23 protein-coding genes and 1 pseudogene are annotated in these 25,518 nt (G+C 66.6%); 21 read left to right on the top strand and 3 right to left on the bottom strand.

The window, feature by feature from the left end:
* Positions 1-151 (top strand): annotated as a pseudogene (locus GQB03_RS21310) (IS5/IS1182 family transposase); the annotation flags it as partial.
* Positions 152-1,105: 954 nt separating this feature from the next.
* On the opposite strand, the gene GQB03_RS21305 reads toward GQB03_RS21310, so the two are convergent.
* Complete coding sequence (locus GQB03_RS21305) at positions 1,106-1,651, bottom strand: MarR family winged helix-turn-helix transcriptional regulator (protein ID WP_159693589.1); 546 nt, start codon at positions 1,649-1,651, stop codon at positions 1,106-1,108.
* Positions 1,652-1,718: 67 nt separating this feature from the next.
* Between GQB03_RS21305 and GQB03_RS21300 the strand changes: the two genes are divergently transcribed.
* The gene (locus tag GQB03_RS21300) at positions 1,719-2,591 is read left to right on the top strand and encodes an EamA family transporter (RefSeq protein ID WP_159693587.1); all 873 of its coding nucleotides are present in this window, start codon (positions 1,719-1,721) and stop codon (positions 2,589-2,591) included.
* A complete protein-coding gene (locus GQB03_RS21295) occupies positions 2,581-3,252 on the top strand; it encodes a nitroreductase family protein (protein ID WP_200832360.1) in 672 nt (223 codons plus the stop codon). Before GQB03_RS21300 ends, GQB03_RS21295 begins: the two co-directional genes overlap by 11 nt.
* A 72-nt stretch (positions 3,253-3,324) precedes the next feature.
* Here GQB03_RS21295 and GQB03_RS21290 read toward each other — a convergent pair whose 3' ends face one another.
* Both GQB03_RS21290 and GQB03_RS21285 read right to left on the bottom strand, forming a co-directional pair.
* The gene (locus GQB03_RS21290) at positions 3,325-3,843 is read right to left on the bottom strand and encodes a retropepsin-like aspartic protease family protein (protein WP_159693585.1); all 519 of its coding nucleotides are present in this window, start codon (positions 3,841-3,843) and stop codon (positions 3,325-3,327) included.
* A 164-nt stretch (positions 3,844-4,007) separates the two neighbouring features.
* Positions 4,008-4,604 (bottom strand): IMPACT family protein, encoded by a 597-nt coding sequence (locus GQB03_RS21285; RefSeq protein ID WP_159693583.1) that lies wholly within the window; start codon positions 4,602-4,604, stop codon positions 4,008-4,010.
* A 157-nt stretch (positions 4,605-4,761) separates the two neighbouring features.
* Here GQB03_RS21285 and GQB03_RS21280 point away from each other — a divergent pair, with 157 nt between their 5' ends.
* The 18 genes from GQB03_RS21280 (at position 4,762) to GQB03_RS21195 (ending at position 25,445) form a co-directional block, all read left to right on the top strand.
* Positions 4,762-5,637 (top strand): MFS transporter, encoded by an 876-nt coding sequence (locus GQB03_RS21280; RefSeq protein WP_200832358.1) that lies wholly within the window; start codon positions 4,762-4,764, stop codon positions 5,635-5,637.
* 222 nt (positions 5,638-5,859) lie between these two features.
* Positions 5,860-6,204 carry a hypothetical protein gene (locus GQB03_RS21275; RefSeq protein ID WP_159693581.1) on the top strand — a complete coding sequence of 115 codons (345 nt, stop codon included), beginning with the start codon at positions 5,860-5,862 and terminating at the stop codon, positions 6,202-6,204.
* Complete coding sequence (locus GQB03_RS21270; protein WP_159693579.1) at positions 6,197-8,389, top strand: indolepyruvate ferredoxin oxidoreductase subunit alpha; 2,193 nt, start codon at positions 6,197-6,199, stop codon at positions 8,387-8,389. The genes GQB03_RS21275 and GQB03_RS21270 overlap by 8 nt, the downstream gene beginning before the upstream one ends.
* The gene (locus tag GQB03_RS21265) at positions 8,386-9,984 is read left to right on the top strand and encodes an indolepyruvate oxidoreductase subunit beta family protein (protein ID WP_235027170.1); all 1,599 of its coding nucleotides are present in this window, start codon (positions 8,386-8,388) and stop codon (positions 9,982-9,984) included. Before GQB03_RS21270 ends, GQB03_RS21265 begins: the two co-directional genes overlap by 4 nt.
* Before the next feature lie 43 nt (positions 9,985-10,027).
* Positions 10,028-11,005 (top strand): PDR/VanB family oxidoreductase, encoded by a 978-nt coding sequence (locus GQB03_RS21260; protein ID WP_159693577.1) that lies wholly within the window; start codon positions 10,028-10,030, stop codon positions 11,003-11,005.
* A gap of 16 nt (positions 11,006-11,021) precedes the next feature.
* A complete protein-coding gene (locus tag GQB03_RS21255; protein WP_159693575.1) occupies positions 11,022-12,335 on the top strand; it encodes an aromatic ring-hydroxylating dioxygenase subunit alpha in 1,314 nt (437 codons plus the stop codon).
* 7 nt (positions 12,336-12,342) lie between these two features.
* Entirely contained in the window at positions 12,343-12,825 is a 483-nt protein-coding gene (locus tag GQB03_RS21250; protein WP_159693573.1) for an aromatic-ring-hydroxylating dioxygenase subunit beta, read from the top strand.
* 13 nt (positions 12,826-12,838) lie between these two features.
* A complete protein-coding gene (locus tag GQB03_RS21245) occupies positions 12,839-14,473 on the top strand; it encodes an AMP-binding protein (protein ID WP_159693571.1) in 1,635 nt (544 codons plus the stop codon).
* On the top strand, positions 14,470-15,651 hold the full coding sequence (locus GQB03_RS21240; RefSeq protein WP_159693569.1) for a thiolase family protein: 1,182 nt from the start codon (positions 14,470-14,472) through the stop codon (positions 15,649-15,651). Before GQB03_RS21245 ends, GQB03_RS21240 begins: the two co-directional genes overlap by 4 nt.
* Positions 15,648-16,892, top strand: a complete 1,245-nt coding sequence (locus tag GQB03_RS21235; protein ID WP_159693567.1) for an SDR family NAD(P)-dependent oxidoreductase — start codon at positions 15,648-15,650, stop codon at positions 16,890-16,892. Before GQB03_RS21240 ends, GQB03_RS21235 begins: the two co-directional genes overlap by 4 nt.
* Positions 16,893-16,909: 17 nt before the next feature.
* Positions 16,910-17,695 (top strand): cyclase family protein, encoded by a 786-nt coding sequence (locus GQB03_RS21230; RefSeq protein WP_159693565.1) that lies wholly within the window; start codon positions 16,910-16,912, stop codon positions 17,693-17,695.
* A 10-nt stretch (positions 17,696-17,705) separates the two neighbouring features.
* Positions 17,706-18,434 (top strand): SDR family NAD(P)-dependent oxidoreductase, encoded by a 729-nt coding sequence (locus GQB03_RS21225; protein ID WP_159693563.1) that lies wholly within the window; start codon positions 17,706-17,708, stop codon positions 18,432-18,434.
* 40 nt (positions 18,435-18,474) lie between these two features.
* Positions 18,475-19,626, top strand: a complete 1,152-nt coding sequence (locus GQB03_RS21220; protein WP_159693561.1) for an ABC transporter substrate-binding protein — start codon at positions 18,475-18,477, stop codon at positions 19,624-19,626.
* A 236-nt stretch (positions 19,627-19,862) separates the two neighbouring features.
* Positions 19,863-20,900 carry a branched-chain amino acid ABC transporter permease gene (locus GQB03_RS21215; RefSeq protein ID WP_159693559.1) on the top strand — a complete coding sequence of 346 codons (1,038 nt, stop codon included), beginning with the start codon at positions 19,863-19,865 and terminating at the stop codon, positions 20,898-20,900.
* 125 nt (positions 20,901-21,025) lie between these two features.
* A complete protein-coding gene (locus GQB03_RS21210; RefSeq protein ID WP_159693591.1) occupies positions 21,026-22,762 on the top strand; it encodes a branched-chain amino acid ABC transporter ATP-binding protein/permease in 1,737 nt (578 codons plus the stop codon).
* Entirely contained in the window at positions 22,759-23,538 is a 780-nt protein-coding gene (locus GQB03_RS21205; RefSeq protein ID WP_159693557.1) for an ABC transporter ATP-binding protein, read from the top strand. The genes GQB03_RS21210 and GQB03_RS21205 overlap by 4 nt, the downstream gene beginning before the upstream one ends.
* A gap of 138 nt (positions 23,539-23,676) precedes the next feature.
* The gene (locus GQB03_RS21200) at positions 23,677-24,690 is read left to right on the top strand and encodes a ketopantoate reductase family protein (RefSeq protein WP_159693555.1); all 1,014 of its coding nucleotides are present in this window, start codon (positions 23,677-23,679) and stop codon (positions 24,688-24,690) included.
* Positions 24,687-25,445 (top strand): class II aldolase/adducin family protein, encoded by a 759-nt coding sequence (locus GQB03_RS21195; protein WP_159693553.1) that lies wholly within the window; start codon positions 24,687-24,689, stop codon positions 25,443-25,445. The genes GQB03_RS21200 and GQB03_RS21195 overlap by 4 nt, the downstream gene beginning before the upstream one ends.
* Positions 25,446-25,518: the final 73 nt, after the last annotated feature.

The raw sequence follows: 25,518 nt of genomic DNA, 5'->3' as shown, positions 1-25,518 counted from the left end.
AGAGATATTTGGCTGGCTTAAGACGGTGGGCGGAATGAGAAAGAGCCGATTCATTGGTCAGGCGAAAACCCAGATGGCAGCCTTCATATCCGGCGCGGCCTACAACCTTCTCAGAATTGCGAAATTGGGCAATTCGAGGGCGGGCGCATGAAGCGGCTGCCGAAACAGCCCATCGGAGCGCCCTCCGATGGGCGATTCGGCACCTCAAATCGAATTGAAAAATCAAATCTCGCCCTGAAGTCGCCATGAAAATTACGCTGGGGTCCTTTGCCGGTGAGGAGTCTAGCGCTTTTTCATCGCCCTGTGAGCCTAACCAAATATGACTTTGCTATCAAATACGATATCCGAGAGCGCGGATAACGGCGTCAGATACCGTCTTTCAAGTCAAGAGCCGGCAAGCAAACGGCTAGCCGAAATAGCTCTCCTCGTCACACTACGCCATAACCCCTGCCCCTTCGCTGGCCGCCATCGCGGCAAGCCACGCTACCAGGGATGAGGCGATCATTGCCGCCCATGCCAGCGGTGCCTACAGCTACCGCGAGATCGCGGCCCATTTCGGGCTGCATCCGGGGATGCGTGGGCAGGATCGTGCGGCGGGCCCTGTGACTACGCCTGCACGTGCACAGAGGCACTGAGCAGCCCCGCCCTGGCCACAGGCGCCCCCGACGGCAAGCGCCCGCGCCTTTTCACAGAACTGCCTTGCTGCCGCATGCTCTGCTACGAGCACCTATGGCGCGCCCTCGATTTCGTGACGTTCAATGTGGCAGTGTGCACAACGGTGCCTTGATCCCGCAACAGCGCCGGGGTCGGGTCTAGGATCGTTGTATCTGATTGCCCAAGTGGCGCCCACCCTGACTGCCCGGCTGTGCTCAACACTGTCAAGTGCAAGCGAATTTTCCTCGCTGGGGTAATTCAGATTTCCTCGCCCGATCGCGCTTGCTCATCGATTGAGCGGACGAGTTCGGTCTTGAGTTTCTCTTTCAGTCGATAGAATTGTCGCGTCGCTGTCCGAACCCTCAGGGCGAGTTTCGACGCGGCCCGCCGGGTTCGGCCGGAGCGAGGACGCCAACGAAGCCGGCGGTGCAGCGGGGGCTTCGCAGTGCAACTAGCCCGCTTGTGTGGATTCGCTACGCTCGGCGGCAGTCTCCAAGGCTTGCAGCAATACAGAAAGATGGGCATCGAGACCTGCGAGCACATCGGCAGGCAGCGCCGAAAGCATCAAGCGCTCGTTTTCAACGTGCCCCTCGACAGCGCGATCTATCAGCGTGAGCCCTTCGGGCGTGAGTTGCACGAGCGTACTGCGGGCATCCTGCTCGTTGGGGGCACGCTCGACCAGATTCCTGGTTTCCAGCCTTTTGAGTCGATGGGTCATCGTTCCCGAAGTCACCATGAGCGCAGAGAACAGTTCGGTCGGACTCAGGCGATACGGTGCGCCGGCACGTCTCAGCGTGGCCAGCATGTCGAACTCCCATAGGTTCAGATCGAACTTTGCGAATCCGGATTCCAGGCGCCGCTCCAGAAGCGCCGTACATCGCTTGATGCGTCCGATCGGTCCCATCGCACTGACATCAAGGTCGGGGCGTTCCTTCTGCCATTGCTCGAGGATGACATCTACTGCGTCGCGTTGTCGTTGGCTGGATTGATCTTTCATTTGTCTTGACTTCAAGATAAGTAGTCGGCACACTCATTTTATCTTGAACTGAAGATAAATCACAGCCATGTCAAACGCAACCCCATTTCACCACTGGCGCGATGTCTTTCTTACGGCAGTGGCCCCGGCGATCTGGGGCTCCACCTACATCGTGACGTCAGAACTCCTGCCGCCGGATCGCCCTTTCACGGCTGCACTCATCCGGGCGCTGCCTGCCGGTCTGCTGCTGCTTGTGTTCACCCGTCAGATGCCTGCCGGGCGGGACTGGTGGCGTTTGCTGGTACTCGGGGCGTTGAACATCGGCATCTTCCAGGCCCTGTTGTTCGTGGCAGCCTATCGCCTGCCCGGAGGTCTGGCGGCAGTGCTTGGCGCGATTCAGCCCTTGCTGGTGATGGTACTGGCTTGGGCTGTAGACGGTCGGTCGCCTGCACAAACCACGCTTTGGTCGGCAGTCGCGGGCATATTCGGAATGGCTGTCCTGCTGTTGTCGCCGCAGACGGTGTTCGAGCCCGTAGGCATCGCCGCTGCATTGTTGGGAGCGGCATGCATGGCGGCCGGCGTATGGCTTACACGCCGTTGGAAGCTGGACCTGCCCTTGTTGCCACTGACCGGCTGGCAGCTTGTCATCGGCGGATTGATGCTCGCGCCCGTCGCGTGGCTGGCTGATGCACCGTTGCCGGCCTTGGGGCGTCTGGAATGGGCTGCCTACACCTACCTCAGCTTGGCCGGTGCCTTGCTTGCCTATGCGCTCTGGTTTCGCGGCGTGACCCGTCTGCCGACAGTGGCCGTTGCATCCCTGGGGCTGCTGAGTCCTCTTACCGCGGTGCTACTGGGTTGGGCGCTCCTTTCACAATCCATCACGGGAACTGCACTTCTCGGACTGTTGATTGTGTTGGCAAGCGTCTTCGCCGTGCAGTGGACAACAGCACGTGGCAAGTGACTACCGCCCTTCTCAACCCTTCGTCTTTCCATCAGGCAACGACATGAACATCTCCATACAAAGCGCGATTGAAACCCGCACATCGGTCAATAACTTTCAACCCGATCGTCCGTTGGATGATGATGCGATTGCAACGCTGGTTGATCTGGCCACCAAGGCGCCATCTGCCTATAACCTGCAGAACTGGCGATTCATCGCCGTGCGCTCGGAAGACGCGAAAGCGCGCCTGAAGTCGGCAGCCTTCGGGCAGCGAAAAGTCGGTGATGCCTCTGTGGCTTTCATCATCTGCGGCACGCTTGCGGCGCATGGGCATTTGAGGACAGCGCTTAAACCCAGCGTAGAAGCCAACATCATGGATCAACGGACGGTCGACGCATGGGTGGCACAGGTGACCGAGTCCCATCAAGATGACCCGGCATTGCAGCGCGATGAGGCGGTGCGCTCTGCCTCTCTGGCCGCCATGACCTTAATGCTTGCGGCGCAAGGCATGGGGCTTGGTTCGTGCGCCATGGGTGGATTTGATGGCGCCCAGGTAGCTCGCGAGTTTGGGCTCGCCACCACTGAACTGCCGGTGATGATCGTCGCTGTCGGTCATCCGGCAGTCAGCAATTGGCCGCAGAAACCGCGCAAGCCCCTGCCTGAAGTTCTTGCCATCGTTTGATCGGGACGGTGATGGAGCTTCGACACTGTTGGCGCCGCCCGACCTCAGCCAGTCGACAGTATCCGCGGGCCCTCACTCCGCCACCCGCAAGGTCAGTCTGTCCCCCCTCTGCGTAAATTCCAGATGGCGCAGCGCGCTCATGCCGAGGAGGATGTCTTCGCCGACCATGCCGGGGTTGAGGTGGGCGGAAACGTTGGAGAGGCGAAAGGGGCCGAGAGTAAGCGTGTCGATACGCGTTGCGCGCACTTCAACGGGGCCGTTGGCAGTGAGGGCGGCACCGCGGGGACCGGCTTGCAGGCCGAGCGCACCACCGAGTTTCGCCGGGACCGAGACCAGGGTAGCGCCGGTGTCGAGCAGGAAGCGCACCGGCCGGCCGTTGATCTCGCCGGGGACGATGTAGTGGCCGGCACGGTTGCGTAGCAAGACGAGCTCGCGGGCCCCGGGAGCGACTACCAGGTTGCGATTGGGGTCCTGGCGGTCCTGCAGGGCACCATTGAAATAGAGTGTGCAGACGGCTAGAACAGCGACGATGCTGATACCACCGAGCACGTAGCCATAACGGCGGGTTGCGGCGTGGGGGTCAGCGGCCATGGCCGCCTCGAGTGGTAATGGGGGTGTGCATGGGCATGAATCCGGGATAGCTGCAGCGCATGGTACGACGAGTGGGCCGATGTCGCAGCGAAGCGTGTCGGCGGTTCGCGCTGCGGGTCATGTCCAGCGCGTCAGTCCAGACGACACTGCGGCGCAGGCGCGGCTCACGCCTCGTCCTCACCAAGCCACTCAAGCTTTCCCTGACCGCTTTCCCCGAGGCGCGCGATGAAGGCCTGCGCCGCATCCTCGGGCAGCGCGAATGTCATCTCCACCGAGGCGCCGTGCGTGACCTCCCCCAGAGCGGCGCCGGCAAGCTCGATCTCGCGCCGCAGCAGTCCTTCCAGCGCGTAGGGCACGCGGCAGCGCAGCGTTTGAATGCGCACGATGGGGACCTTCTCCGCGTCGCGCAGCGCCTGGGCGATGCTGTCGGTATAGGCGCGCACGAGACCGCCGGCGCCCAGCTTGATGCCGCCGAAGTAGCGCACCACGGTCGCCAGCACACCTTCGAGGTCCTGGTGGCGGAGCACGTCGAGCATCGGCCGACCCGCCGTGCCGCCAGGCTCGCCATCGTCCACCGCGGCGGACTGTCCGCCCGCAAGCAGGGCCCAGCACACGTGGTTGGCACCGGGATGCTCGGCGCGCAGGGCGGCGACGATGCGCTGTGCGCCTGCGCGATCGGGCACCGGCTGGACACAGCCGATGAAGCGGCTCTTCTTGATCAACAGTTCGCTGTGTACCGGCGCGGCAAGGGTCTGTGGCATTCGGGGTGATGGCGGGATCGCGACGGCGATCGTTGGCGGCGCAGAGCTCGGGGCATCGATTCTACGTCGCCGCGCGGCATGGTGACGGCGGCCGCCGCCTGCGGAGCCCCGCCATCGACGGCTACAATCCTCCGCTTGTCCCGATCATGAGGCTGCCATGCCAAGCGCCCCGCCGCCCGCCTCCCGCTATGTGCTGTGGCTCGTCGCCGTCGGCTTTTTCATGCAGACGCTCGACGCGACCATCGTCAACACCGCGCTGCCGCGCATGGCGGCGAGCCTTGGCGAGAGCCCGTTGCGGATGCAGTCAGTGGTGATCGCCTATGCGCTGACCATGGCCACGGTGATTCCGGCAAGCGGCTGGCTGGCGGACCGATTCGGTACGCGGCGCATCTTCACCGCGGCGATCGGCCTGTTCGTGGCGGGCTCGCTGGCCTGCGCCGTGTCGGCCAATCTCGGCCAGCTGGTCACCGCGCGGGTGCTGCAGGTCTCGATGGGTTTCAGCCCTTCTCAGTCGGGCATGATGATGCTGCCTGTGGCCGCCGCCGCGATCGCCTCGAAGCGGCTGGTGCCGCCGCTCATCCTCGGTCTCGGCTATCGTCGCGTGCTGGTCGGCAACACCGTGGTGCTGGGCATGGCGATGGCCGGCTTCGCGCTGTTCGCCCCGGCGCAGCCGACCTGGACACATGTGCTCGTTCTGGCCTTGTTCGGCGCAGTCAACTCGATCCAGTTCACCGCCATGAACACCGTCACTCTCAAGGACCTCGACGCCCCGCACGCAAGCGCCGGCAATGGCCTGCTGTCGATGGTGCAGATGCTGTCGATGAGCCTCGGGGTCTCAATGGCCGGCGCGCTGCTGGCGGTGTTTGCCGAACAACCGGAACTTGCCACCCGGCAACAGCTCGGCGCCTTCCACGCCACCTTCCTGTGCGTCGGCGCGATCACCATGGCGTCCGCCTGGATCTTCTGGCAGCTCGTGCCCGACGCCGATCGCCCCGCCGGTCCAGGGCAGCGGCCGGTCACCGGACTCGACTAGCGAAGCGCCCGCCAGGGCCGATTTTCGTCTGGGTGCACCGCGGGCATCGGCGCGCCTCGCCGTGTACGTGCGGAGCGGCCCGCCGACACCCTGACGCGCACCGCCGGCAGCGCCCGCGCCCGATTTCCCGCCTTCCGCCCGCTTGCGCAGACCGGCCAATCCACGGCTTTTTTCCGGCAGGCCGGACCCGGAACGGCAGACCACGGCGCCCGCCCTTTTTTGGTGCCCGACAGACAGGGCATTGTGCACCTGCAGCAGCGCCATGACGTGATGCCGCGTAAACAAAGGCCTTCGCAGCAGCACTTCATTGGTGCAGTGCCGCACCAAAATGAACCATCTATCACTTTGTTTTTCCTGCGGGTTTTTGACTTCCATGAAATTTCATATTTTCTGTTGACAGAAAAATGGTTCATTTCTAAAGTAATTGGAAAGCCGCTGCCACGGAACCCGACGATCGAACGAAATGACGGGCGCCCGTGCAGACAAGGACAGGAGAAAACGATGACTTACCCCCAGCAGCAGACCAGGCAATGTGCCGAAACCCTCCGGATGGCAAACCATGGCTGAGCGCTCGTTCAAGAAGGAAGTCGAGCAGCTGCGCATCCCCGCGGGGGAAGAGTTCCGCGGCGAAGGCATCCTCGCCATCACCAAGGCCTTGCTGCAGTCCGGCGTAGGCTACGTCGGCGGCTACCAGGGTTCGCCGATCTCCCACCTCATGGATGTGCTGGCGGACGCCAACGAAATCCTCGACGAGCTCGATGTGCACTTCGAGACGAGCGCCTCGGAAGCCACCGCGGCGGCGATGCTGGCGGCCTCGGTGATGTACCCGGTGCGAGGCGCGGTCACCTGGAAGTCCACGGTCGGCACCAACGTGGCCTCCGACGCGCTGGCCAACCTGGCCTCGGGCGGCGTCACCGGCGGCGCGCTGGTGATCATCGGCGAGGACTACGGCGAAGGCTCGTCGATCATGCAGGAGCGCTCGCATGCGTTCGCGATGAAGTCGCAGATGTGGCTGCTCGACCCACGCCCCAACCTGGAATCCATCGTCAAGTCCGTAGAGGACGGTTTCGAGCTCTCCGAGGCGAGCAACACGCCGGTGATGTTGCAGGTACGGATCCGCTCGTGCCATGTGCATGGCCGCTTCATCACCAAGGAAAACAAGCGCCCCGCCTTCACCCTCAAACAGGCCATGGAGCATCCGGTGCGCGACACCGGGCGCATCGTGCTGCCGCCCGCCTCCTTCGCCCATGAGCACGAGAAGATCCAGCAGCGCTGGCCCGCGGCGGTGCGCTTCATCCGCGAACGCAAGCTCAACGAGGTGTTCGAGGGCGACGTCGAAGACATCGGCCTGATCCTCCAGGGTGGGCTCTACAACGGCGTGATCCGCGCACTGCAGCTGCTCGGTCTGGCCGACGCCTTCGGCAACAGCCGCATCCCGATGTATGTCATGAACGTCACCTACCCGGTGATCGACGAAGAGGTGACGGATTTCTGCCGCGACAAGCGCGCGGTACTGCTGCTCGAGGAAGGCCAGCCCGACTACATCGAACAGAACCTTCACGCCATCCTGCGCAAGGCCGGCATCACCGCGCACCTGTCGGGCAAGGACGTGCTGCCGATGGCGGGCGAATACACTACCGCTGCGATGCGGGACGGCATCGAGGCCTTCTTCAAGACGCAGGCGCCGGCACTGCTCGCCACGCACGACGCGGTAGCGGCCGACGAAGTGGCCGCCGCAGTGCAAGCGGCCCGGCCCGCAGCGGTGCCGATCACCTTCCACCCCCGCGTCAAGGACCTCGCCGGCGTGGTCCCCGCCCGGCCCGCCGGCTTCTGCGTGGGCTGTCCGGAGCGGCCGATCTTCGCCGCGATGAAGCTCACCGAGCAGGACCTCGGCGAGCACCACGTCTCCTGCGATATCGGCTGCCACCTGTTCTCCATCCTGCCGCCCTTCAACCTCGGCGCCACCACCATGGGCTACGGCCTCGGCGCGGCATCGAGTTCGGCCTTCAACGTGAAGAGCTCGAAGCGTTCGATCTCGGTCATGGGCGACGGCGGCTTCTGGCACAACGGTCTCACTTCAGGCATCGCCAACGCGGTGTTCAACAAGCACGACGGCGTGATCGTCATCGTGGACAACTTCTACTCCTCGGCCACCGGCGGGCAGGACATCCCCTCCTCGCGAGCCGACAACCCCAACCGCGCCACCAAGAACCCGATCGAGGCCGCGATCAAGGGTGCCGGCGTGAAGTGGGTGCGCACCATCGACCGCACCTACGACGTGAGCCGCATGCGCGACACCCTCGAAGAGGCGCTCACCACGACACAGACCGGACCCAAGGTCATCATCGCCCAGTCGGAATGCATGCTGAACAAGCAGCGGCGCGTGAAGCCACTCTTCGCCAAGGCAGTGAAGGCCGGCGAGCGGGCGGTGAAGGAACGCTTCGGGGTGGACCCCGACGTGTGCACCGGCGACCACGCCTGCATCCGCCTGTCGGGCTGCCCCTCGCTGTCGGTCAAGGACAGCGGCGACCCGCTCAAGGAAGACCCGGTGGCGCATGTCGACAGCGGCTGCGTGGGCTGCGGCAACTGCGGCGAGGTGGCCGAAGCCGCGGTGCTGTGCCCCTCCTTCTACCGCGCCGACATCATCCACAACCCGACCGGCCTGGACCGCTTCATGGGCCGCCTGCGTGGTGCGGTGATCGGCTTCCTGCAACGTCGCCGCGCAGCCCGCCTCGCGCGCACCGCCCTGTGAGGCGCCACCACATGAACACCATCGAACTCAAGACCGACACCCCGATCAAGATCGCCATCCTCGCCATGGGCGGACAGGGCGGCGGCGTGCTCGCCGACTGGATCGTCGAGATGGCCGAAGCCGCCGGCTGGTGGGCGCAGACCACCTCGGTGCCGGGCGTCGCCCAGCGCACCGGCGCCACCATCTACTATCTCGAGCTCTTGCCCGAGGCCGCCGCGAACGCCGCCGGCCGCCCGCCGGTGCTGGCCATGATGCCCACTCCGGGCGACGTCGACCTGGTCGTCGCGGCCGAACTCATGGAAGCCGGCCGGGCGATGCAGCGCGGCCTGGTGACGCCCGAGCGGACCACCCTCATCACCTCCAGTCACCGCAGCTACGCGGTGGGCGAGAAGGCCGCCCTGGGCAACGGCATCGGCGACCCCAACAAGGTCATCGACGCAGGTCGCGAGGCGGCGCGGCGCCTGATGTGTTTCGACCTCCAGGCCATGGCCGAACAGGCCGGCAGCGTGATCTCGGCGAGCCTCTTCGGCGCCATTGCCGGTTCGGGCGCGCTGCCCTTTGCCCGCGAGGCCTTCGAGGACACCGTGCGCCACGGCGGCAAGGGTGTGGAGGCCAGCCTGCGGGCCTTCGCGCTGGGCTTCGATGCCGCCGCCAAGGCCCCCGCCAGCCCCGCCCCGATCGACACCGCCCGCCCCGCCCCAGTGCTGGCCGAGCGCGCCGCGGCAGCCGAGGTGCAGGCCCTGCTCGATCTCATCCGCGCCGACTTTCCGGTCGCAGCGCACGGCATGCTGGGTGCCGGCATCGCACGCCTCATCGACTACCAGGACGTTGCCTATGCCAACGAGTACCTGACCCGCTGTGCCGCCTTCAGGGCGCTGGACGCCCGCCACGGTGGCGAGGCGACAGACTGGGCGTTGACCTGCGCCGCGGCGCACCGCATCGCGGTGGCGATGAGCTACGACGACGTGATCCGCGTGGCCGACCTCAAGACTCGCGCGAGCCGCTTCGAGCGCGTGCGCGGTGAAGTCGGCGCCAAACCCGGCCAGCTGGTCTACACCACCGAGTACATGCATCCGCGCCTCGAGGAGATCTGCGGCACGCTGCCCGCCGGCCTCGGCCGCTGGCTGGAAAACTCGGCGGGCTTCGGCGGCTTCGTGAAGCGCCACATTGAGAAAGGCCGTCGCGTGCAGAGCGGCACGCTGCGCTGGTTCCTCGCCCTCTACCTGGTCTCGGGCATGCGCCGCTTCCGTCGCAGCCTGCTGCGCCATCAGGTGGAGAGCGCGCAGATCCAGTCCTGGCTGGAGCGGGCCACACGGCTCGCCGGCGCCAACGACTACGCACTGGCCGTGGAGGTGCTCCACTGCCGCAAGATCGTGAAGGGTTACAGCGGCACCCACGACCGCGGCGACAAGCGCTTTGCGGCGCTCATGAAGGCCGCCGACGAACTGGCCGGCCGGCCCGGCGGCGCGGCCACCCTGGCACGGCTGCGCGAGGCGGCACAGGCCGACGAGGCCGGCCACGCGCTCGACGCCCAGCTCGGCCAGCTCATGCGCCCGCAAACACAGACCCCGGTGATGAGCCGCGTGGCCGCCTGAGCCGCACAAGACGGCAGGCACTTTACGGAGAGGAAGACACCCGATGCAAGAACTCGAACTCGTCGTCAGCGCGGTCAATGCGGCCACCCCGCAGATCCGCGAACTGCGCCTCAAGGCGGTCGATGGCGGCACGCTGCCGCCCTTCGCCGCCGGCGCCCATGTCAAGGTGCGCATTCCCGGCCTCGCGGATGCGCGCTGCTATTCCCTGATGAGCTTCGACGCATCGGGTGCGGCCTTCGACGCGCCGGACGAGTACCGCCTCGGCGTGCGCCTCGAGGAGGCGAGCGGCGGCGGCTCGCGCCACATGCACGGGCTTGGCGTGGGCGATCGCCTCGGCGTCAGCAGCCCGCAGAACGATTTCCCGCTCGCCGTCGGAGCCACCGGCGAGGCCACCACGGTGCTTATCGCCGGCGGCATCGGCATCACCCCGATCGCCTCGATGGCCACCGCACTCACCGCCGCCGGCCGGCCCTGGGTGCTGCACTACAGTGGCCGCAGCCGCAGCCAGCTCGCCTTCGTCGATGAGCTGGCGACCCTCGCCGGCGAGCGCCTGGTGGTGCACGCCGACGACGATGCCGCCACGCGGCTCGACATCGGCGCCCTGCTCGCCACGCTTTCGCCCAGCCAGCATCTCTACGTATGCGGCCCAAAAGGCATGATCGATGCGCTGATCGAAGGCGCCAAAACCCGCGGCTGGCCCGCGGAGCACATCCACTTCGAGCTCTTCACCGCGGCCGCACCAGTGGCCGGCGACCAGGCTTTCGAGGTGGAGCTCGCGCAGTCTGGCCAGGTACTCACCGTGCCGGCCGACAAGACCATTCTCGAGGTACTCGAGGACGCCGGCTGCGACCCGATGTACGACTGCAAGCGCGGCGAATGCGGCGTATGCACCGCGGCCGTGCTGGAGGGCGTGCCGGATCACCGCGACTATTTCCTGTCGGACGCCGAAAAGGCGGGCGGCAAACTGATCCAGATCTGCATCTCGCGCGCCAAGACGCCGCGCCTGGTGCTGGATCTCTGACGAGAGGGACGGGCAAATGAGCAGATACCGCAACAATCCGGACGCCATCCGCGCACTGGTGCGCGACACCGAGGTGCACAAGGACACCTACATCGACCAGGAGCTGTTCGAGCTGGAGATGGAAAACCTCTTCGCCAACACCTGGGTGTATGTCGGCCATGCCAGCCAGGTGCCCAACAAGGGCGACTACTACAACACCACCATCGGTACCGAACCGGTGATCATGGTGCGCCACAGCGACAACAGCGTGCGCGTGCTCTACAACCGTTGCCCCCACAAGGGTGTGCAGGTCGCGGGCGGGACCTGCGGCAACACCGGCAAGTTCTTTCGCTGCCCCTACCACGCCTGGACCTTCAAGACCGACGGCAGCCTGCTCGCCATTCCGCTCAAGAAGGGCTACGAGAACACCGGCTTCGAGAGCTGCGAGGCCAGCCAGGGCATGGCCGCGGTGCATAACGTCAAGGTCTATCGCGACTTCGTGTTCTGTCGTCTCAACCCGGGTGGCCCGAGCTTCGAGGAATTCTTCGGCGAGTCGCTGTCGACCCTCGACAACATGGTGGACCGCTCGCCCGAGGGACGGCTCGAGGTCGCTGGCGGGGTGCTGCGCTACTTGCACGACTGCAACTGGAAGATGCTGGTCGACAACCAGACCGACACCTGTCACCCGATGGTCGCCCACGAATCCTCGGCCGGCACCGCGGTGAAGGTATGGAACGAGGCGCCGGAGGGCACACCCAAGCCGATGGCGGTGGAGCTCTTCGCGCCCTTCATGTCGTCCTACGAGTTCTTCGAGAACATGGGAATCCGCGTATGGCAGAACGGCCACGGCCACACCGGCGTGTCCGACTCCATCCACGCCGCCTACTCGGCGATTCCGGGTTACTGGGAGCAGATGGTCGCCGCCTACGGCGAGGACCGCGCCAAGGCGATCCTCGGCGACACCCGCCACAACACCGTGTATTTCCCCAACATCATGGTCAAGGGGCCGATCCAGACCCTGCGCCTGTTCAAGCCGATCGCCGCGGACAAGACGCTGGTGGAATCGTGGACCTTCCGCCTGGTCGGCGCGCCCGACCTGCTGCTCGAACGCACCACCATGTACAACCGGCTGATCAACGCGCCCACCTCGGTGGTCGGTCACGACGACCTCGAGATGTACGAGCGCGCCCAGCAGGGCCTCAAATCCCGCGGCCGCGACTGGATCAACGTGGGACGCCTCTACGACCCCGCCGAAAAAGGCCAGAAGAACGTTGTCACCAACGGCACCAACGAAATGCAGATGCGCGCCCAGTTCCGCGCCTGGCTGCAGTTCATGACCGAAACGATGTGAGCCCGCCATGACCGCCATGACCGAAAAGACCCTCACCGACTTCGTCTATGCCGAAGCCCGCATGCTCGACGAAGCCCGCTACGACGACTGGCTCCAGCTGTTCACCGAGGACGCCTACTACTGGATGCCGCTGGCCCACGACCAGCAGGACCCGCACCTGCACACCTCGCTGATGTACGAGGACAAGCTGCTGCTCAGGGTACGCATCGAGCGCCTGCACGGGCAACGCACCTTCTCGCAGCAACCGTCGAGCCGCAGCCACCACCTGCTGCAGGCGCCGACCGTCGAATCCGGCGACGCGGCCAGCGGCGAGCACGTGGTACGCACCGCCTTCCTGTACACCGAGACGCGCCGCGACGCGCTCACCACCTACGCCGGCTGGAGCACCCACCATCTGGTGGAGACCGCCGAGGGCCTGCGTATCCGGCTCAAGCGGGTGGACCTGGTCAACTGCGATGCGGCCTTCGGCAACATCCAGCTCTTCATGTAAGCGGGAGACGGACTTGCCCAACACCATTCACCAGGCCTTCTCGCTCGCCGCGCAGCGCTGGGCGACGCAGCCCTTCCTGTGCATCCTGCCCGAGACGGCCAGCATCTACGGTATCGCCGCGGGCGAAATCGGCTACGCCGATGCGGCACGCCGCGTGGAAGCGCTGCGCGCCGCCTATGCCGCGAGCGGTTACGGCCACGGCCACCGCGTCGGCCTGCTGCTGGAAAACCGCCCGGACTTCTTTCTGCACTGGTTCGCCCTCAACGCGCTGGGCGTGTCGGTGGTGCCGATCAACCCGGACATGCGTGCGGCCGAGCTCGAATACCTCATCGGTCACTCCGAGATCCTGCTCGCCGTGGCCCTGCCCGAGCGGCACGCCGACCTGATCGCCGCGGCAGAAGCCGCCGGACGCCCCTTCCAGACGATGAGCGCCGACGGCGCGCCGCCGCCCGCCGCCTTCCCGGCGCCGCTTGCCGGCAGCGAACCCGGCGAGCTCAGCGAGTGCGCGCTGCTGTACACCTCCGGCACCACCGGGCGGCCCAAAGGCTGCATCCTGCCCAACCGCTACTTCCTGCACGCCGGCAACTGGTACGCCGGCGCCGGCGGGCTGGCCGCGCTGGCGCCGGGCAAGGAGCGCATGATCACGCCGCTTCCGCTGGTGCACATGAACGCCATGGCCTACTCGGCGATGGCGATGGTCAATACCGGCGGCTGCCTGATCCCGCTCGACCGCTTCCACCCGAAGAGCTGGTGGGCCAGCGTGCGCGAGTCCCGCGCCACCGTGGTGCACTACCTCGGGGTGATGCCGGCAATGCTCATGAAGGCCGAGGCCAGCCCCGCCGACCGCGAGCACCACGTACGCTTCGGTTTCGGCGCGGGGGTGGATCGCACCCTGCACGGCATCTTCGAGGCGCGCTTCGGCTTCCCGCTGCTGGAGGCCTGGGCGATGACAGAGACCGGCGCCGGTGCGGTGATCATCGCCAACCACGAGCCGCGCCACATCGGCACCTCGTGCTTCGGCAAGGAAGAGTCCGACGTGCAGGTGCGCATCCTCACCGACGAGGGCCGCGAGGCGGCTGCCGACGAACAGGGCGAGCTGCTGGTTCGCCACGCCGGCGAAGATCCGCGCTACGGCTTCCTCGCCGGCTACCTCAAGGACCAGGCCGCCACCGACGAGGCCTGGGCGGGGGGCTGGTTCCACACCGGCGACATCGTGTGCCGTGATCGGGACGGCTACCTGCACTTCGTCGACCGCAAGAAGAACGTGATCCGCAGGAGCGGCGAAAACATCGCCGCGGTCGAAGTCGAGGCAGTGCTGCAGCAACACCCGCTGGTGAAAGCGGTGGCGGTGGCGGCGGTGCCGGACCCGGTGCGCGGCGACGAGGTGATGGCCCTGGTGGTGCCGCAGGATCCGCCCACCGACACCGCCACCATGGAGGCCGCCGCGGCCGACATCGTGCGCTGGACGCTATCGCGGCTCGCCTACTACAAGGCGCCCGGCTACGTCGCCTTTGTCGATGCCCTGCCGCTCACCACCACCAACAAGATCCAGCGCGGCGAGCTCAAGGCGCTGGCGCCTACCCTGGTCGATGGACCGGACTGCGTGAACACCTGTGCGATGAAAAAGCGCCAGGGAGACCACAAATGAGCGCCCCCCGCACGCGCCTCGGCTATGACGGCGTGGTCGCGGTCATGCCGGTAACGATTCCCTACGCGCGCTACTCCACCCGCAGCGCACACTGGTGGCTGGGCCGCGCGCTCGGCGAACTGATCCGCGGCAGCGGGCTGGCCAAGGCGGCGGTGGACGGCGTGTGCGTCTCCAGCTTCACGCTCGGGCCTGACACCGCCGTGGGCCTGATGCAGCACCTCGGCATGAGCCCGCGCTGGCTCGACCACATCCCCATGGGCGGCGCCTCCGGCGTGGTCGCCCTGCGCCGCGCCAGCCGCGCGGTCCAGGCCGGCGACGCCGAGGTGATCGCCTGCATCGCCGGCGACACCAACCATGTGGATTCCTTCCGCAACACGGTGAGCCAGTTCTCGCGCTTCGCCCAGGACGCGGTCTATCCCTACGGCGCCGGTGGCCCCAACGCGAGCTTCGCGCTGCTCACCGACCACTACATGAAGCAGTACGGCGCCACCCGCGAGGACTTCGGCAAGCTCTGCGTGGCCCAGCGCGAGAACGCCCTCAGGAATCCCCACGCGCTCATGAAGAAGCCGCTGACGCTGGCCCAGTACATCGACGCCCGGCCGATCACCGACCCGATCCACCTGTTCGACTGCGTGATGCCCTGTGCCGGCGCGGAAGGCTTCCTGGTGATGACCGAAGAGCGTGCGCGGGCGATGAAGCTGCCCTTCGTGCGCATCGGCTCGACCATCGAGCGCCACAACGCCTTCCCGGACGATCCGATCCAGTTCCGAGGCGGCTGGGCAATGGACAGGGACGCCCTCTACGAACACGCGGCAGTCGCCCCCGCCGACGTCGATTTCGTCGAGACCTACGACGACTACCCGGTGATCAACATGCTGCAGTTCGAAGACCTTGGCTTCTGCGCCAAGGGCGAGGCGCCCGCCTTCGTACGCGAACACGACTTCACCATCGCCGGCAGCTTCCCCTTCAACACCTCGGGCGGCCAGCTTTCGGTGGGCCAGGCCGGCGCCGCCGGCGGCTACCTCGGCATGGTGCAGGCGATGCGCCAGCTCACCGACAGCGCCGGTGCCACCCAGATCGAGGGGGCCCGGGTGGGGCTGGTATCGGGCTTCGGCATGATCAACTACGACCGCGGCCTGTGCTCCGGCGCGGCCATCCTCGAACGGGGGCAGGCATGACCGATCCACTCGTCAAACCGAAAAAGAAAAACCCGGTCGAACGCACCCGCCTGCCGACCCGGCCGCCGGCACCGCGCAGCCGCGCCGCGCAGGGCCTCACCCGCGCCGCCGCCGAAGGCGTGTTCGAGATGCAGACCTGCGGCGACTGCGGGGCCCTGCAATACCCGCCGCGCGAGGTCTGCCACCAGTGCCTCTCGGAACGCCTCGTCTGGAAGGACGCCGACCCGCGCGGCACGCTGATCGCCACCACGGTGCTGCGCCACTCCAACGATCTCTACTTTCGCGAACGCCTGCCATGGAAGGTGGGCACCGTGAAGATGGCCGCCGGCCCGTCGGTGGTGGCCCATGTGCATGAGGACTGCGCCGAAGGTGGCGCGGTGCGCCTCGCCCTCAAGCTCGACCGCAGCGGCCAGGCGGTACTCCACGCCCTGCCCGAGAAGGACACCCCGAACATGAACGACGCCCCGCAACTGCGCGAATCCACCTGCGACCCCAAGTTCCGCCGCGTGCTGGTCAGCGACGGCAAGTCAGCGATGGGTCTGGCGGTGGCCAGGGCGATGCTCGATGCCGGCGCCAACGCGGTATTCCTCGGCGACCCCACGAGCTGGAAGACAGTCAAGGCCTTCGACGCGCTGGTGGCATCCGACCCACGGGTGCAGCCGGTCGAGCTCGACGTCACCGACACCGACTCGGTGGACCGCCTCGCCGCCTCGATCGGCGGCAAGGTGGAGATCCTGGTGAACACTGCCGCCTACCTGCGCGACGGCGGCATCCTGGGCCGCAAGGACGTGATCCTCGCCCGCGACGCCTTCGAGGTGAACGTGCTCGGCATGATGCGCCTCGCCCAGGCCTTCGGCCCCGGCATGGGTTTTCGCGCCGCGGACGGCAGCAACAACGCGGTCGCGTGGGTGAACATCCTTTCCATCCATGCGCTGGCGGCGCTGCCCGCGCGCGGCGCGTGGTCGGCCTCGATGGCCGCGGCACTGTCGGCGGCGCAGACCCTGCGCGCCGAGTTCGCGGGCGCCGGGGTGCGCGTGATGAACGTCTTCCCCGGCCCGATCGACGAGGAATGGGAGCAGCTCACCCCGCCGCCCAAGCTCGCCCCCGCAGCGGTGGCGAAAGCCATCGTGCAAGGCCTGCAGGGCGGACTCGAAGACGTCTATGTGGGTGACATCGCGGAAGAACTGCGGACCCGCCTGCGCGAAAACCACAAGGCCGTCGAGCGCGAGCTCGGCCAATGACACCCGGAGACAGCCCCATGAGCAACCCCGTCCTCGCCCAGTTTATGACCGAGTTCCTCGCCGGCCGGCTCAGGCTGGTGGACCTCACCCAGACCCTCGCGCCGGAGTTCCCCACCATCGTCCTGCCGCCCGAGTTCGGCCAGGCCTGGCCCTTCCGCATCGAGGAGATCTCGCGCTACGACGAGCGTGGCCCGGCGTGGTACTGGAACAACTTCTCGATGTCGGAGCACACCGGCACCCACTTCGACGCACCGGTGCATTGGGTCAGCGGCAAGGATCTGCCGGACAACACCGTCGATTCGATCCCGGTGGAGAATTTCATCGCCGCGGCCTGCGTCATCGACGTCTCCGCGGAGTCCGCCGAAAACCCCGACTTCCTGCTCACCATCGACTACGTCAAGCGCTGGGAAGAACAGCACGGCCGCATTCCCGAGCGGGCCTGGGTGCTGCTGCGCACCGACTGGTCGAAACGCGTCACGCCGAAGGAATACCTCAACATGGCCGAGGACGGCGCCCATTCGCCGGGCCCCGACGCCGAAGTGGTGCCCTGGCTGATCCGGGAACGGAACGTGCATGGTTTCGGCACCGAATCGGTCGGCACCGACGCCGGTCAGGCGCATCACCTCAATCCGCCCTACCCCTGCCACTACTTCATGCACGGCAACAACCGCTACGGCCTGCAATGCCTCACCAACCTCGATCAGCTGCCGCCCCAGGGCGCGCTGATCTTTGCCGCCCCGCTCAAGATCCGCAACGGCTCCGGCAGCCCGCTGCGGGTCATGGCGATCGTGACCAACGGCTGAGGAGACGACGATGAGCGATAGACAGGTCGCAGTGGTCACCGGCGGTTCGGCGGGCATCGGCGCGGACATCTGCCAGCGCATGCTGGCGGATGGCTACGAGGTGGTGAACCTGGCCCGCCGCGCACCGGAATGGGATCACCCGCGCTTCACCAGCGTGCAGGTGGACCTGCTCGACGCGGCGGCCACCGAGGAGGCCGCGCAGCAGATCGCGCGCGATTTCCCGGTGAGCCACTTCATCCACAACGCCGGCGTGATCTGGCCCAAGCTGCTCGGCGATGTCACGCTCGACGAGTTGCAGGGCCTCACCCAGATTCATCTCGGCGCGGCGATCAGCCTGATGCAGGCCTTCCTGCCGGGCATGAGCGCACGCGGCTTCGGTCGCGTGGTGCTGATGTCATCCCGCGGCGCGCTGGGCCTGCCCACCCGCACCGCCTATTCGGCCACCAAGGCCGGCATGATCGGCATGGCGCGTACCTGGGCGCTGGAGCTGGCCCCCAAGGGCATCACGGTCAACGTGGTCGCCCCGGGGCCAATCCAGACCGACATGTACTACGCAGTCATCGAGGCCGGCAGCGAACGCGACAAGGCGCTCGCCGCGAGCATCCCGGTGCGGCGCGTCGGACGCGCCGACGACGTGACCCGCGCGGTCATGTTCTTCGCCGCTCCGGACAACAGCTTCGTCACCGGCCAGACGCTCTACGTCTGCGGCGGCGCGAGCATCGGCAGCATCACCATCTGAAGTCGGACCATCCCCTAGCGAGACATAACGGAGTCAAACCATGAACCTCACGAAAGTCGCAGCCAGCCTCGCCCTCGCCTCCCTCGCCGCCGCCTCGGCCAGCGCCTTCGCCCAGGTGAAGGTCGGCGTGGTGTCATCCGCCACCGGCCCCACCGCGCTGGTCGGCATTCCCCAGAAGAACACGGTGCCGCTGTTGCCGAAGAAGATCGGCGACCTCACCGTGGAATACATCGCGCTCGACGATGCGAGCGACCCCACCGAATCGGTCAAGGCGGTGAAGAAGCTCATCAGCGAGGAGAAGGTCGACGCGATCATCGGACCTTCGGGCTCGCCCAACGCGATGGGCGTGATCCAGTTCGTCGCCGACGCCGGCGTGCCGATGCTCGCACCGGTCGGCACCGCCGCGGTGGTGCTGCCGATGACCGACCAGAAGAAATGGGTCTTCAAGACCACCCAGAACGACGACATCATCGCCAAGGCGCTGGTGGATTACATGGCCAAGCACAACGTCAAGACGCTCGGCCTGATCGGCACCGCCGACCCCTACGGCGAGAACTGGGCCAAGGTCATGGCCGGGCTCACCGACAAGGCCGGCATCAAGATCGTCGCCAGCGAGAAGTTCAACCGCTCTGACAACTCGGTCACCGGCCAGGCCCTGAAGATCATCGCCGCCAAGCCCGACGCGGTGCTGGTGACCGCCCCGGGCGGCCCCTCGGTGTTGCCCGAGACCACTCTCTACGATCTCGGCTACAAGGGCCACATGTACCAGACCCACGGCGCCGCGCTGCCCGGCTTCCTCAAGCTCGGCGGCAAGAAGGTCGAGGGCACCGTGCTCGCCGCCAGCCTGATGCTGGTGCTCGGCGAGATTCCCGACAGCAATCCGTCCAAGAAGGTCGCCAGCGAATACATCGCCGCCTACGAGAAACTCAACGGCGAGAAGCCGGCCACCTTCGGCGCCAACGTCTATGACGCGGGCCTGCTGCTCGAGAAGGCCATCCCGCTGGCCGAGAAGAAAGGCAAGCCGGGCACGCCGGAGTTCCGCGCGGCACTGCGCGACGCGCTCGAACAGACCCACGAGCTGGTCGGCACCCAAGGCGTCTACAACATGTCGCCGACCGATCACAGCGGCTTCGACGACCGCGGCCGCGAAATGATCACGGTGAAAGACGGCACCTGGCGCCTCCTCAAGTAATTCCGCTGCCAATACCGCGCGCCGAAGCGTAGCGGTCAGAGGCTCAACCGCGGGCGGCCAGCCCGTCCGCGGCAAGAGTCCGAGATGTCCCGGAGACACCGCCTCGCGACAGGTCCATGCCTGTCGCGGGCGGCGCCCGGCGGGTTCGCTCGTTCTGCGGATGCGCCGGTGCCGGGATGAACAGACCCCGCCGGGGAGACGGACGGGGTCCCCCAAGCAGAAGGACCGTTGCACAGATGAACCTTCAGATAGCCATGCTCCTCGGCCAGGACGGCATGACCAACGGGGCGATCTACGCCCTGCTGGCCCTGTCGATCCTGCTGGTCTTCACCGTAACCCGGGTACTGTTCATTCCACAGGGCGAATTCGTCGCCTTCGGCGCGCTGACGATGGCGACACTGCAGGCCGGCCATGCGCCCGCGCTGGTGTGGTTGCTCGCCCTGCTGGCCGTCATCGCCACCATCGCCGATCTGCTGGCGGGCCGCCGCGACACCGGCCGCTACCGCTTCGGCACCGGCCAGGCGCTGCGCCTGGGCTATCCCTTCGTGCTCATCGGCCTCATCCAGGTGCTGCCGCTCGAGTCTCTGCCGATGGCCCTCCAGGCCGCGCTCACGCTGGCCCTGGTGGTGCCGCTCGGGCCGCTGTGCTACCGCCTCTTCTATCAGCCGATCGCCAACGCACCCGTACTGATCCTGCTGATCGTCTCGGTCGCGCTGCATGTGGCAATGGTCGGTGTCGGCCTGCTGATCTTCGGCCCCGAAGGCGCCCGCACCCAACCCTTCGGCGAGGGTGGTCTCGAGCTCGGGCCGATCACGCTCAACGCACAGACGCTGTGGGTGCTCACCGCTTCGCTGGCGCTGATCGTGGCGCTATACCTGTTCTTCGAGCGCACGCTCTACGGCAAGGCGCTGCGCGCCACCGCGGTAAATCGCGTCGGCGCCCGGCTGATGGGCATCTCGCCTGTGTTCGCGGGCAAGGCCAGCTTCTTCCTGGCAGCACTCATCGGCGCGCTGTCCGGCATCCTCATCGCGCCGATCACCACCATCTATTTCGATTCGGGCTTCATCATCAGCCTCAAGGGCTTCGTCGGATCGATCATCGGCGGCCTCGCGAGCTACCCGGTGGCCGCCCTCGGCGCGCTGCTGGTCGGCCTCATCGAAGCCTTCTCGGCCTTCTTCGCGAGTACCTACAAGGAAGTGATCGTATTCACCCTGATCATCCCCTTCCTGCTGTGGCGCTCACTGACCAGCCGTCACGTGGAGGAAGAAGAATGAACCCCCGCCTGCAAACGGAACCCGGCACTCCGGCCAGCACCACAGTACCGCAGACGCGCCGCTCGAACGCCCCCTCGACCCGCACCGTACTCGCGGTCTTCCTCGCCGCGCTGGCCTTTGCACCGATGGTGCTGCCGGAGTTCCAGGTTACCCTGCTCAACTACATCGGCCTCTACGCGCTGGTGGCCCTCGGGCTGGTGCTGCTCACCGGCGTGGGCGGGCTCACCAGCTTTGGCCAGGCCGCGTTCGTGGGTCTCGGCGCCTACACCACCGCGGTGCTCACCACCGCCACCGAACTGCCCGGCTGGATCGCCTGGGCCGCCGGCTCGCCCTGGCTGGCGCTGCTCGTCGGCCTGGTGCTCACCGCGGTGGTGGCGATCCTCATCGGCTCGATCACGCTGCGCCTCTCCGGCCACTACCTGCCGCTGGGCACCATTGCCTGGGGGATCTCGCTGTACTTCCTGTTCGGCACCATGGACATCCTCGGCGGCCACACCGGCATGACCGGCATTCCGCCGATCAGCCTGTTCGGCTGGGAGCTCGACAAGGGCGGCGAGATCTTCTACCTGATCTGGGCCTTCCTGCTCGCCGCGGTGCTGACCACCCGCAACCTGCTCGACTCGCGTGAGGGCCGTGCGATCCGCGCGCTCAAGGGTGGCATGGTGATGGCCGAGGCGATGGGGGTGAATACCTCGCGCTCGCGCATGGTCATCTTCGTCATCGCCGCGCTGCTGGCCTGCGCCTCCGGCTGGCTGTATGCCCACATGCAGCGCTTCGTGAATCCGACACCGTTCGGCCTGCACATCGGCATCGAGTATCTCTTCATGGCGGTGGTGGGCGGCGCTGGTCACGTATGGGGTGCGCTGGTCGGGGCCGGCGTGATCACCGTGATGAAGCAATGGCTGCAGGATCTGCTGCCGCAACTGCTGGGTGCCTCCGGCAATTTCGAGGTGATCGTCTTCGGCATCATGATGGTGCTGATCCTGCAGCGTGCCCGTGACGGCATCTGGCCGCTGCTGGCAAAGCTGGTGCCGGTGCGCGCGGTGCACAAGCAGATCAGCGCCTCGGCCGAACCGCTGGCGCGCCGGCCGATGCCGGCCAAGGGCGAGCTCATCCTCGAGGCGAAGAACGTGACCCGCAAGTTCGGCGGACTGGTCGCCAACAACAATATGAGCCTGGAGGTCAGGGCGGGCGAGATCCTCGCCCTGATCGGTCCCAACGGCGCCGGCAAGAGCACCATGTTCAACCAGCTCTCGGGGGTGGACACGCCGAGCGCCGGCGAGGTGCTGTTCCGCGGCCAGCCGGTGGCCGGCAAGGACTCGCGCGAGATCGCGCGCATGGGCATGAGCCGCACCTTCCAGCACGTCAAGCTGCTGCCGACGATGAGCGTGCTCGACAACGTGGCGATCGGCGCGCACATGCGCGGCAGCCGCAGCGTGCTGCCTTCGGCCTGGCGCCTCGACCGCGCCGAGGAAGCGCGCCTGCTCAAGGAGGCGGCACGCCAGATCGAACGCGTCGGCCTGGGCGAGCACATGTTCGCGGAAGCCGGCAGCCTCGCCCTGGGCCAGCAGCGCATCCTCGAGATCGCCCGTGCGCTGGCCGCCGACCCTTGCCTGCTGCTGCTCGACGAGCCCGCCGCGGGCCTGCGCTACAAGGAGAAGGAAGCCCTCGGCGATCTGCTGCGCAGGCTGCGCGCCGAAGGCATGGCGATCCTCATCGTCGAACACGACATGGATTTCGTCATGAACCTGGTGGATCGGGTGGTGGTCATGGAGTTCGGCGAAAAGATCGCCGAAGGCCTGCCCGACGAGGTACAGAAGAATCCCGCAGTGCTGGAAGCCTATCTTGGAGGGGTGGAATGATGCTGGCCCGTGTCGAAACCAATACCGCCACCCGCACCGTCCTCGAGGTGCGCGACCTCACCGTCGCCTACGGCAAGGTGGAAGCCCTCACCAAGGCCAACCTCGTCGTCGGAGAGGGCCAGATCGTCACCGTGATCGGCCCCAACGGCGCCGGCAAGACCACCATGCTGTCAGCCATCATGGGGCTGCTCGGCTCGAAGGGCGAGGTCAGCTTCGACGGCAGCGTCGAGGGCGTGCCCTCGGTCGAACGCATGGTCACGCGGGGCATGAACCTGGTGCCCGAAAAACGCGAACTCTTCGGCGAGATGAGCGTAGAAGACAACCTGCTGCTCGGTGCCTTCCAGCGCTACCGCGGCGGCAAGCGCGACCACCGCGAGACCATGGAGGAGGTGTTCGGCCTCTTCCCCCGCCTCAAGGAGCGGCGCAGGCAGCTTGCCGGTACCTTGTCGGGTGGCGAGCGGCAGATGCTCGCGGTGGGCCGCGCGCTGATGGCCAGACCGCGCCTGCTGATGCTCGACGAGCCCAGCCTGGGCCTCGCCCCGCTGATCGTGCGCGAGATCTTCCGCATCATCGCCGAGTTGCGCCGTCGCGGCGTGTCGATCCTGCTGGTCGAGCAGAACGCCCGCGCCGCACTGCAGGTGGCGGACTACGCCTATGTGCTGGAAACCGGCAGCGTCGCCATGGAAGGGCCGGCGCGGACACTTGCCGACGACCCGCGCGTGATCGAGACCTATCTCGGCCTCGGTGGCAAGCATCAGGACATGCTGGCGACCTGATGTCCCGATCATGTTCGTACCCACCACCACGTCCGCCACACGTCCCCGGCGCCGCTGCCTCGAAGGCTCGGCCGTTCACGCCGGATTTCACCGCACCGCCACCGGCCTGGCGCCGGCCATGACAGGGGAGCGCACGCAATGAGTCCAGGCTCGTCACCAAAGCGGATCTGCATTGCAGGCGCGGGCGCCATCGGCTGCACGCTCGCCGCCCGGCTGGGCCTCGCCGGCCACGCGGTGAGCGTATTGGCGCGCGGTGCCACGCTGCAGGTACTGCGCCGCGACGGGGTGTGCCTCACGGACCGGGAAGGCGATCACCAGGTCCCGGTTCGCGCCGGCGACGCCACAGAGCTTGGTCCCCAGGACATCCTCTTCACCTGCACCAAGGCGCACGACCTGCCGGCCATGGCACCGGGCCTGGCGCCGCTGATCACCCCGGATACCGTCATCGTTCCGGCCCTCAACGGCGTGCCCTGGTGGTATTTCCATGGCGAAGGCGGACGCTTCGCCAACGCCCCGGTCAAATCGGTCGACCCCGACGGGGTGCTCGCCGCCAGCCTGCCGCTGGCGCAGGTACTCGGTAGCGTGGTGTTCATCACCGCCGAGTCCGACGCACCCGGCAAGGTCCGCGCGCCCAATCCCCACCTGATCATGCTCGGCGAACTGGACAAGCCATCGAGCGAGCGTCTGCAAGACCTCTGCGGGGTACTCGCCGGCGCAGGCATCGAGGCCCGCCCGCTGGAACGAATTCGCGACAAGCTGTGGACCAAGATCATCGCCAACATCAGCACCAACCCGCTGTCGGTGGTGAGCGGCGCGACACTGGAGGAGATCTACCGCCCCGGCGAGCTGCAGGACACGGTGATCGCGATCATGCGCGAGACCCTGCTGGTGGCGGCGAGCTACGGCGCGCGGGTGGAGATCGATCCGCTCAGCTTTCTTGAACTGGGCGCAGCAATGGGGCCGGTTCGCACCTCGATGCTGCAGGACCTCGACCACGGCCGCCGGCTCGAGCTCGCCGCGATCGGCGACGCGGTGCTCGAGCTTGCCGCGCGTTTCGACATTCCCATGCCGGTCACCCGCAAGGTGATCGCCCTTGCCCGTTTCCGTGGCCGGCAGGCCGCGGCGACACCTCGACCCCAGGAGCCATCATGAACAGCGACAAACCGAGCCACATCAGCGAAGAGGAATGGGCGCTGCGCGTGCAGCTCGCCCACTGCTACCACCTGGTCGATTTCTTCGGCTGGACCGAGACCATCTTCAACCACATCTCGGCGCGCCTGCCCGGGCGCGAACACGCCTACCTGGTGAATCCCTTCGGGCTCAACTACACCGAGGTGACGCCCGCAAACCTGCTCAAGGTGGACCTCGAGGGCAACAAGGTGGAACCCTCCCCCTACGATGCCAACCCGGCCGGCTTCGCCCTGCACAGCGCGATCCACGGTGCCCGCGAGGACATCCACTGCGTCATCCACACCCACACCAACCCGGTGTCGGCGGTGGCCCAGAAAAAGGCCGGCTTCAGCCACGACAACTTCTACGGCGCGCAACTCTACGGCCGCGTCGGCTACCACGCCTTCGAGGGCATCACGCTGTTTGCCGAAGAGAAGGCACGCATGCTCGCGAGCCTCGGCGACAAACACATCCTGGTGCTGCGCAACCATGGCGTGGCGGTTGGCGAGATGGACATTCCGCGGACCTTCTTCCTGCTATGGACAGTGCAGCGCGCGGCCGAGATCCAGTGCCAGGCAGGCACGATCCCGGGCGAGGACACCCCGCTCGAGCCCGCAATCAGCCAGAAATGTGCCGATCTGACCCAGATGCTGATTCGCGAGGGTGGCTTCGCGGTGAAGTTCTTCGACGCCATGGTCCGCAAGATGCGGGTGCAGCGCAGCGTCGCGAGCCAATGATCGAAGATATGTTTATATCTAAACTATTTTTATATTGACTATATATTTATTGACTTTATTGCCGGAATATCAA

The sequence above is a fragment of the Cognatazoarcus halotolerans genome (assembly GCF_009800965.1).
GTDB classification, from domain to species: domain Bacteria; phylum Pseudomonadota; class Gammaproteobacteria; order Burkholderiales; family Rhodocyclaceae; genus Cognatazoarcus; species Cognatazoarcus halotolerans.
Note: the sequence above shows the minus strand (reverse complement) of the source record. Positions and strands in the feature narration are given on the sequence as shown.